Annotated in this window: 7 protein-coding genes and 1 pseudogene; 4 read left to right on the top strand and 4 right to left on the bottom strand. The window is 57.7% G+C overall.

Annotation, left to right across the window (positions count from 1 at the left end; translation table 11 throughout):
- Positions 1-183 precede the first annotated feature (183 nt).
- Positions 184-684 (bottom strand): isoprenylcysteine carboxylmethyltransferase family protein, encoded by a 501-nt coding sequence (locus tag AAAC48_RS21530; RefSeq protein WP_340656150.1) that lies wholly within the window; start codon positions 682-684, stop codon positions 184-186.
- Positions 685-1179: 495 nt separating this feature from the next.
- Here AAAC48_RS21530 and AAAC48_RS21535 point away from each other — a divergent pair, with 495 nt between their 5' ends.
- Both AAAC48_RS21535 and AAAC48_RS21540 read left to right on the top strand, forming a co-directional pair.
- Entirely contained in the window at positions 1180-1932 is a 753-nt protein-coding gene (locus AAAC48_RS21535) for a protein-L-isoaspartate(D-aspartate) O-methyltransferase (RefSeq protein ID WP_340656151.1), read from the top strand.
- Entirely contained in the window at positions 1929-4511 is a 2583-nt protein-coding gene (locus tag AAAC48_RS21540; protein ID WP_340656152.1) for an SAM-dependent methyltransferase, read from the top strand. The genes AAAC48_RS21535 and AAAC48_RS21540 overlap by 4 nt, the downstream gene beginning before the upstream one ends.
- 58 nt (positions 4512-4569) lie before the next feature.
- Here AAAC48_RS21540 and AAAC48_RS21545 read toward each other — a convergent pair whose 3' ends face one another.
- The 3 genes from AAAC48_RS21545 to AAAC48_RS21555 all read right to left on the bottom strand — a co-directional run bounded on the left by AAAC48_RS21545 (position 4570) and on the right by AAAC48_RS21555 (position 7899).
- On the bottom strand, positions 4570-5034 hold the full coding sequence (locus tag AAAC48_RS21545; RefSeq protein WP_340656153.1) for a VOC family protein: 465 nt from the start codon (positions 5032-5034) through the stop codon (positions 4570-4572).
- 540 nt (positions 5035-5574) lie between these two features.
- Positions 5575-6414: a bifunctional allantoicase/(S)-ureidoglycine aminohydrolase gene (locus tag AAAC48_RS21550; RefSeq protein ID WP_340656154.1), complete on the bottom strand. Its 840-nt coding sequence runs from the start codon at positions 6412-6414 to the stop codon at positions 5575-5577.
- Positions 6415-6561: 147 nt separating this feature from the next.
- Positions 6562-7899: a C4-dicarboxylate transporter DctA gene (locus AAAC48_RS21555; RefSeq protein ID WP_340656155.1), complete on the bottom strand. Its 1338-nt coding sequence runs from the start codon at positions 7897-7899 to the stop codon at positions 6562-6564.
- A gap of 300 nt (positions 7900-8199) precedes the next feature.
- Here AAAC48_RS21555 and AAAC48_RS21560 point away from each other — a divergent pair, with 300 nt between their 5' ends.
- On the top strand, positions 8200-9087 hold the full coding sequence (locus AAAC48_RS21560) for a LysR family transcriptional regulator (RefSeq protein ID WP_340656156.1): 888 nt from the start codon (positions 8200-8202) through the stop codon (positions 9085-9087).
- 198 nt (positions 9088-9285) lie between these two features.
- Positions 9286-9496, top strand: a pseudogene (locus tag AAAC48_RS21565) (amidase); the annotation flags it as partial.

A 9496-nucleotide genomic window follows, 5' to 3' on the forward strand; every position in this document is an offset into this window, starting at 1 on the left:
CATTGGCATCTATTCCTATGAAAAGAGCTAACAGATTCTCAACTTACAGTCTTTCGCCCATGTGCATTCGGGTGGAAATCGGACTTTGCCTTCAGTACCATCAAGTCTAGGTTGACGCATCTGCGAAATCATCCGTCGCCACGACCATATCTCACAAGCGGCCGACCGGAGCTTGGAAAGCGCTTATCGATAATTCTCTAGTCCGCTGGTGCTATGACCCCAATAGCCTCTACATGGCTTGTCGCTCAGCAAGCGTAGGGTGCAGATTTCCGAGATCGGCAGAAGGCCGGCGAACGGAAACTGCGAGCACCTGTCGGCGCGCTCAGGGTCCACCACCTCGGGATCGATCTGCTGCCAGGCGCTACAACCAGCGCCGCACGCGGGTGCGGTAGTGGTAATGGCGTCGCCGAACTTGCCTTCGAGATAGGCTTCCTCGCGGGCCACCATGCCGTAGCGAATTACGAGGGCGAAGGGCACGAGCGTACCGAGCAGCCAAAGGCTGTCGAAGGCAATGGCGAGACCGACGAGCCCACGAAACATGCCGAGGTAGATGGGATTGCGCGTGAAGCGGTAGGGTCCGGTCTCGACGATACTAGTGGTCGGCATGCTGGTGGGCACGTTCGAGCCGGCCTTGGTGATGGTGGCGATCGCCCAGGCGACCAGCGCCAGTGCGAGGACGAACACCAGCCCACCGACCCGGCCCGCGGGCACTGAGGCTGGCATGAACGGTAAGGACACGACCCATTGAAGGGCGAGCCCGGCAAGCGCCGCACGCGCCCACGCGATCGGCGGTCGAATGATGACATTGGCGGTGTCTGCCGGGTCACTCGTGGCGGGACTGATAAAACCTGCGCTCCTTTCGCTGTAGGCGAGTTAAAAACTGCTTGCTGGCGCCCTTGTACACGTGCGGATCGATGCTGCGCACGGCCTTGTTAGCGAGCTCACGGGCGAACTCCAGATTGCGCCGTGACCTTCATGTCAAGCGGGCGGTGAACTTACTGGGGCTATCTGCAGAGCGGAAACGGGCTCTTCCGAGCGACTAGGGGCGGGCGGGGCCGTTGCCCCGCGAGGGTGAAGGTTCTGCAAATTACTGAGCTGGAGAGCAGCGGAGAGCCGCGAAGTTTGTTCAAAATTGCCTCCGCTGCCACTATACTCGGCGTTATAGCCGGGAGAGAGGTCATGCGTCCACTAGCCCAGTGCCGAGCGTTACTGGCCGCGGTTCTCGCAAGCGCTGCCGCCGTGGTCTCGACGTCCGCGTCCGCTCAGGATCGCCTCGCCGAACGTGCGGCGATGATCGAAACGATCAAATTGCACGCCAGCTCGGCGCCGTCGGCGGTCGAGGGCTCGGGCATCGATCCGGCAGTGCTGAAGACGATGGGGAAGGTGCCGCGCCACTTTTTCGTGCCCGAGGAGCAGCGCGGCGCGGCCTATCAAGATCGGCCACTGCCGATCGGATACGGTCAGACGATCTCGCAGCCCTTCATCGTCGCGCTGATGACCGACCTGATCAACGTCGGGCCTGGAGACGTTGTCCTCGAGATAGGCACTGGTTCGGGCTATCAGGCAGCCGTCTTGTCGCCGCTCGCAGCGAAGGTATACTCGATTGAGATCATACCGGAACTGGGCGAACGGGCGGCCGCCCGACTGGCGCAGCTCCACTTCGACAATGTCGAGGTGAAGGTAGGCGACGGTTACTATGGTTGGCCTGCGCACGCGCCTTTCGACGGCATCGTGGTGACTGCCGCTGCCAGCTACATCCCGCCGCCGCTGGTCGAACAGCTCGCCAAAGGGGGGCGGATGGTTGTCCCCGTGGGAGGTCCCTTCGCGACCCAGTTTCTCATGCTGGTCGAGAAGCGACGGGACGGAAGCATAACGACCCGGCAGCTGCTGCCGGTGAGCTTTGTGCCGCTGAGGGGAGGCAGGGCCCGATGAGAGCAGGGCGCCTGCTGCCGGTCAGTCTCATATCGGCGGCGACCCTTGCCTACGAAGTGCTGCTGATGCGGCTCTTCTCGATCATTCAGTGGCATTATTTTGCCTATATGATCATAAGCATCGCGCTCCTGGGGTTCGGCGCGAGCGGTACATTCGTTGCATTGGCCCGCCGCCCCCTGGTGGAGCGGTACCCGGCCGCCTTCGCAGCGTCGGCAGCGCTGTTCGCCATTACTGCGGTTGCCAGCTTCGCCGGTGCCGAACGCCTGCCGTTCAACGCGCTCGAGATCGTCTGGAATCCGCGGCAGCTCGGTTGGCTGGCAGCCAGCTATGCTCTCCTGACCCTGCCGTTCTTTTTCGGTGCAACCTGTATCTGCCTTGCCTTCAGCCGCTATCCTGGCCAGATCGGACGCGTTTATGCCTTCGACTTAGTCGGCGCAGGGATCGGTGCGCTGGGCACCGTCGCACTCTTGTTCCTAGTCTTTCCCTCTGTGGCGCTGTGCTTCGTCGCAGCGCTGGGATTCGCGGCAGCTGCCCTCGCCGCGACGGGCATGACTCGCCATCGATGGCTCGTCGCGGGTAGCTTCGGGCTTGCAGCCGCGGTCATCGCGGTGTGGCTACCACCGTCCTGGACGGCCCACGGCCCGCACATGTCGCAGTACAAGGGCCTCCGCATGGCTCTCGAAGTGCCGAACGCGCGGGTGGTGGAGGAGCGATCGAGCCCGCTTGGACTGCTGACGGTCGTCGAGAGCCCGACCGTCCCTTTCCGGTACGCGCCGGGCCTTAGCCTCGCCAACACCCAAGAGCCGCCCGCGCAACTCGCCGTCTTCACCGATGGCGATAGTATTACGGCGATCACCGCCTATGGCGGCGATCCGGCGACGGTCGCTTATCTCGACCGGACAACGGCGGCGCTCCCGTACCACATCCTTGAGCGGCCGCGAATGCTAATCCTCGGTGCCGGCGGCGGCGAGCAGGTGCTGCTGGCGCTGCGCGCCGGAGCCGATAGCGTGGATGCTGTAGAGGTCAACCCGCAGATGATCGACCTGGCTCGGAATCGCTTCGCCGACTTCGTCGGCGGCATCTTCAACCGACCGAACGTGCATCTGCATCTAGCCGACGCGCGCGCCTTCGCTGCAACTACTGGCGAGCGTTACGACCTGATCCAGATACCGCTCCTTGACTCCTTCAGCGCGGCCGCGGCCGGCGTGCAGAGCATGCATGAGAACTACACCTACACCGTGGAGGCTCTGCGGGATTATCTAGCGGTGCTGAGACCGGATGGGATCATCGCCATCACGCGATGGCTGCGGGTGCCGCCGCGCGACGTCCTCAAGCTGTTCGCCACTGCTACCGTAGCGCTTGAAGCGGACGGCGCGGCCGAGCCAGGCCGGCACCTGGCGCTGATCCGGAGCTGGAACACTGCAACCTTGCTCGTCGCCAAGTCGCCGTTCACGGGCGGAGACGTCGCAGCCATCCGCGGCTTCGCGGCCGAGAATTTCTTTGACATCTCCTGGGCGCCAGGCATCTCCACGAGCGACGTGAACCGCTACAACCAACTCGACCAGGAATATCTCTACGAGGGAGCCCTTGCTCTGCTAGGCCCTGAGCGAGCCGACTTCACCGAGCGCTACAAGTTCGATATTGCACCGGCCACTGACAATCGGCCCTATTTCTTCGACTTTTTCCGCTGGCGCGCCCTGCCTGAACTCCTGACGCTGCGCACCCAAGGTGGGGCAGCGATGCTCGACTGGGGCTACCTGATCCTGGTGACGACGCTCGTGCAGGCCATGATCCTCAGCGCTGTTCTGATCCTGCTACCGCTCTGGCTTCGCCGGCGCGCACTCGGGAGAGCCGTACACCGGCTGCGCTTCGGGCTCTATTTCCTTGCCTTGGGCCTGGCCTTCCTCTTCATCGAGATTGCCTTCATCCAGCGCTTCGTGCTGTTCCTTGGCCATCCGCTCTACGCTGTCGCTGTTGTGCTTGCGGGTTTCCTTTCCTTCGCCGGTCTCGGTAGCGCCGTAGCCCCACGCTGGATGGCGGCGGTCGGATGCGGATCGGCGGTACGCGGCATTGCATTCGCTGTCGTGATGATCGCATTCCTTTCTGCCACCTACCTGCTCGCGCTGCCCTTAATATTCGAACGGCTGCTGGCACTCCAGGATGCCGCGAAGATCGCGATCGCACTCCTCCTTATAGCGCCGCTCGCCGTCTTCATGGGCATGCCGTTCCCCCTCGGCCTCGGCCACGTCGGCGCACACTCGCAGGCGTTTATTCCCTGGGCGTGGGGGATCAATGGCTGTGCGTCGGTGCTGAGCGCGATCCTCGCCGCACTGCTTGCAATGCATGTCGGGTTCACTGGCGTCGTGACGATCGCCACCATCCTCTATCTTGTCGCGCCGGCCTTACTCGCCGGGACGTGGGATCGATACGATCAGCAGACGTCCCAAGGCTTTGTTCCAGATCGGAGTTCCAACCGCCTGAAAGTCTGGTTCGGCCGAGGAGTGCGCCGGCTTGCTAGCGCATTAGCGTGGGTTAGACGCGCCCTTCCTTCCATGCTGGGATACTCTGGTCGAGAATGAGCTGCGCAAAGGGATCCGTGATCTGTTCATAACCATCACACCCCAACAATCTAAATCGTTAAGGATTCCAGCCGCCGCTGCCATACTGGCGCGTAATAATTTCAACAAGATGCCCGTTCCGTTCCTTGAAATAGATGCCACGCCCGCCGTCGTGGTGGTTGATCTTGCCCGGTAGAGTTTGACCAGGGTCGGCCCAGTAGGCAAGGCCCCGTTCTTGGATCCTGCCGAAGATCTCGTCGAACTCGCCTTCGCTGGTCAAAAATGCGTAGTGCTGCGGAGTAATATCGCCATCGGTATCCATGTAGTCGAGGTTGGCGCCGTTTTCGGTGGTGACCATATAAAACGGCCCCCATCGGCGCGGGGCTGGGAGACCGAGCATTTCGGCCAGGAATGTTGCCGATGCCTTGCTATCGTGGGTCGAAAGGATCGTATGATTGAAGTGGATGGCCATGGTGATCTCCCGAAATAGAAAAATTTGTCGTTCTGCGGTGCCGAACAACCTTAACCTTGCTTGTTGATCCACAAACGTCGCCAGCGCGGCCTGTATCAACGATGAGGGGACAATGGTGCGTTGGTGACAGTACTCTTTGATCGCTTGTTTGAAGTAGCCTTCCCGAATTTATTGTAGATGTTGCGATCTGTATGATCCGCTCCGATATCTCAATTTCCTTTCGAGCTAAGCGAGTACAACTTGAAAGCCTGCCGTTATCGGCGGGCCATCGGGGCAGTATCGCTCCTTCGACTATTCGGCCGCGACTGCAGGCAGTTTATTTTGGCCGGCTCATCTTCGAAAGCGGTCATGACATTATTCCAACTGGCTTGTGATGTCCTCCACGCTACGGAATGAAATTTAATTTGCATCGATCTGCCAATGCCCATTTCTCGGCCATCGGCAAATAGTATGTGCAAATGGCTCTGACTGAGGCCGTAGTCACTGCGCCAAGCGCTTGGCGACAGCGTCTAATACCGGCGGCTTTGTGGCAGCCCATCTCGATTATTGCCACCGTCCGGGAGGCTGATGAGAAAGACGTTCAAGCAGCAGTTCGAGCTGTATCATTTCCCCTTAGAATGATCCGCCTGGTCTGCCGAGTGACATGTGGCGGTTGACATCCTTATAGAGCAGGTAGCGAAATCTGCCCGGTCCACCGGCGTAACAAGCCTGCGGACAGAAGGCGCGCAACCACATGTAGTCGCCCGCTTCAACCTCAACCCAGTCCGCGTTAAGCCGGTAGACCGCTTTACCTTCCAATACATAAAGGCCATGTTCCATGACATGCGTTTCCGCGAACGGAATTACCGCTCCCGGCTCGAAGGTTACAATCGTGACATGCATATCGTGGCGCATGTCGGCGGGGTCGACAAAGCGTGTGGTCAACCACTTGCCGTCTGTAGACGGCATTGGTGTTGGTGCCACCTCCATTTCATTTGTGACAAATGCTTCAGGACGGGAAATTCCCTCTACTTCTTCGTAAATCTTGCGGATCCAATGAAATCGGGTCGGGGCTGGGCCAACATTTTTTACGCTCCATTCAGAAGCCGGAGGAATAAATGCATAACCTCCAGGTTTCATCAAATGATCGTTTCCGGAGATTGTCAGAAGGAATTCTCCATCGAGCACGAAAAGTACCCCTTCTGCTCGCGGATCAACCTCTGGTTTCGTGCTCCCACCCGATGGCCCTACTTCCATAATGTATTGGGAAAAGGTCTCGGCGAAGCCGGACAAGGGACGAGCAAGCACCCACAGCCTTGTATTGCTCCAGAACGGCAGGTAACTCGTTACGATATCCTGCATCACACCTCTCGGAATGACCGCATAGGCATCCGTAAAGATCGCCCTGTCCGTAAGCAGATTCGACTGTGGCGGATGTCCCCCTTGCTGGCAGTAATAATGGTTCTGTTTCATGATAAAACTTCTTTAACAGTCGTAGGCAGCGGCTCGCTAGGCTCTTGCCGGGTTGATGGAATAGGTTTGCAAATACTGTGTCTGGCCGAGCTATTGCACGGCCCGAACGTCTGGCGAACCGTCAGTTCGAACCGCCCAAGCCTTAAGCTAGGATTTCAGTAACGTTCCTGCATCGCTGCTGGTCGAAACAGCCAGTTCAAATTCGACCAGGGGCGTATCGAACTCGTCAGTCGGTTGCCCATTCAGGACACGATATGCTTGCTTTTTGTCGATATCGCCTTCCCAAACCGCAATGACAACGGTGGCAACACAGTTTCCGACGAGGTTTCCGAGGGCTCGGCCAATTCCAACAAACCAATCGACCGAAAGCACGAGAACAAGCCCGATCACCGGAATGACGGGAATGGCTGACAGCGTAGCGGCGAGGACGACGATCGCCGACCCTGGAATGCCATGCGCTCCCTTTGAAGTAAGCAACGCCACACCGAGGATTAACAGCAGATCGCCCGTGGCAAGTGGCGTATTTGTGGCCTGGGCAATAAATACCGCAGCCAAGGTCAGATAGATCGAGAATGCGTCAAGGTTGAAGGAATATCCCGTCGGGATAACCAAGCCGACAGTTGAGTCTTTGATGCCAAGCCGTTCAAGCTTGCGCATGATCTGCGGCAACACACTGTCCGAGGACGCCGTTGCCAGGACGATCATCAATTCTTCACGCAGATACGCCAGAAGCTTGAAAATATTGAACCCAGCCATTCTCAAGATAAGGCCCAGAACGCCGAAAACAAACACGCATACGGTCGCGTAAAAGAGCGCGACAAGATAACCAAGCTGCTGCAGGGATCCGATTCCGTATTTACCCACCGTATATGCAATTGCACCAAAGACACCGATCGGAGCCAGCCGGACGATAAATCCGATGACTTTGAAAAGCACTTGGGTGGCTTGATCGATAACATCTGTAATCAGCTTGCCGCGTTCTCCAATCAGCGAAAGTCCCGCGCCGAACAAGACGGCAAACAGAAGAACCTGCAAAACGTCTCCCTTGGCGAAGGCGTCGACGACCGTGGTAGGAATAATGCGCTGGAGGAACTCAACCGTATTGGTAACCTGACCGACCTTTTCGGTGTACGAACTCATGGCGGTGGCATCGAGGCTTGCCGGATTGACGTTCATTCCATGACCGGGACCAAAGAAATGCGCCGCCAAGAGGCCGAGTGCAAGTGCGAGGGTTGTCACCCCCTCAAAATAGATCAGCGACTTCAGGCCAACTCGGCCGACTTTCTTCAAATCGCCAGCACTGACAATGCCATGCACCACCACGCCAAAAACCAGGGGTGCGATGACCATCCTGATGAGTTTGATAAATCCATCACCGAGCGGCTTTAACTGAACGGCAAACTGCGGCCACAATATCCCAGCCAGGATGCCAAGAACGAGTGCGGTGATAACTTGTCCAAACAAGGACCTTGTGAACGTCGACATCTGCTTCCTCCCAAAAGTCGTTGTCAGCTGCGATCGAATATCGGCGGAGTGTCATCCGCGCTGACGCGTTGAAAACGATCGATACTCCGGGATTGAGATCAATTCGTTTGATTCTTTTTGACTGTTCCGCGGATATATTTGCGTTCAGACGAGTCATTGCCAAGACATCGTCGACGGACATCGTCTGCAAGCGCTGGCCCCTGTTATTGCGATCATGTAACTATGAGCATGGTCGACGATATGTCCAATATATTATATGACCCGATTAAGACGTTTTTCATATTGCTAATAGGAGCCGTCATGGAACTGCGGCATTTGCGTTACTTCATTGCCGTAACCGAGGCGGCGAGCTTCACTGCTGCAGCAAAGAAATTGAACATTTCTCAGCCGCCTCTCAGCCAACAGATCAAAGATCTTGAAGGGCAGGTGGGCATGAGGCTGTTTGATCGCTCAAGTCGCCATGTCGAACTCACTCCCGCCGGCGCGATTTTCTACAATCATGCCAGGACCATACTCGATCAGGTCGAGCACGCGACCAATCAGACGCGCGACGTTGGATCCGGAAGGGTGGGGACCCTCAATATAGGCACGACCGGTTCGGTTTTACTCGGGCGATTGGCGACACTTGTCGCGGCATATAGTGCTCTTTACCCCGGTGTTTCGGTTCGCATTCACGAAATGGGTCCGCTCGAACAGGAAGCCGCCGTGCTTGCGCATCGCACTGATTTCAGTTTTTTACGCAAGCCAAGTCACAATCCCGACCTTGTTACCGAGGTGGTATGGCCCGAGGACGTTGGCGTTGTGCTGCCTGAACACCATCCGTTAGCGGCGCTCGAAGAAATCGAATTGAGCGCACTCAACAAGGAAAGCTTTGTATTCCTTAGATTGGCAGATTCCCGATTTGCGCGATATTTGCAGGATTGCTGCGTGGCGAGCGGGTTTGTGCCGAACATTACAAATGAAGTTGTCGAATCGTATTCACTGACAAGCCTGGTTGCTGCAGGGCTTGGCGTCGCACTTGTTCCGGAATGCATCAAAAATCTCTCGCGTCCAGGTGTTGTCTACCGCCCGCTGACCGCTCCAGCTCCCAAGGCGGATGTGTACATCATGTACAGGATCAATCACGACCCGGTCGCAGCCAAATTTCTCCAGACAGCGCATGATCTACTTCGGTCAGAGAACATTTGATTGCCAGGGCGAGTGCGCTTCTAAATGCGAGGCTGGCGCGCTGACAGCACATGAACAGCAGGCGCAACCGGATACCGCGCGCATGCTGTTCAGATTCGCGCAGTGGTATTGCCTTTGGACGAAGGGCCCTGGCATGGTGATTTGGCAATCCAAGCCATATGCAGTGGTAGGCTTCATCGACCGTCAAGGAGACATGAGTTGAACGAACTCTCCAAGCTCGGGGCAGCCCGGTTGAGCCGCCTTGTCAATAAAGGAAGCGTTTCTTCACGCGAAATCGTGACGGCGTTCCTTAACCGGATTGATGCCCTCAATCCGCTTCACAACGCCATTGTCTCGCTCCGGGATCGGGAAGATATTCTGCAAGATGCCGATATGGCCGACCGGGCTTTTGCCAGCGGCGATGCGACCG

Origin of the sequence: Phyllobacterium sp., assembly GCF_037994405.1 — a bacterium.
Classification (GTDB): domain Bacteria; phylum Pseudomonadota; class Alphaproteobacteria; order Rhizobiales; family Rhizobiaceae; genus Phyllobacterium.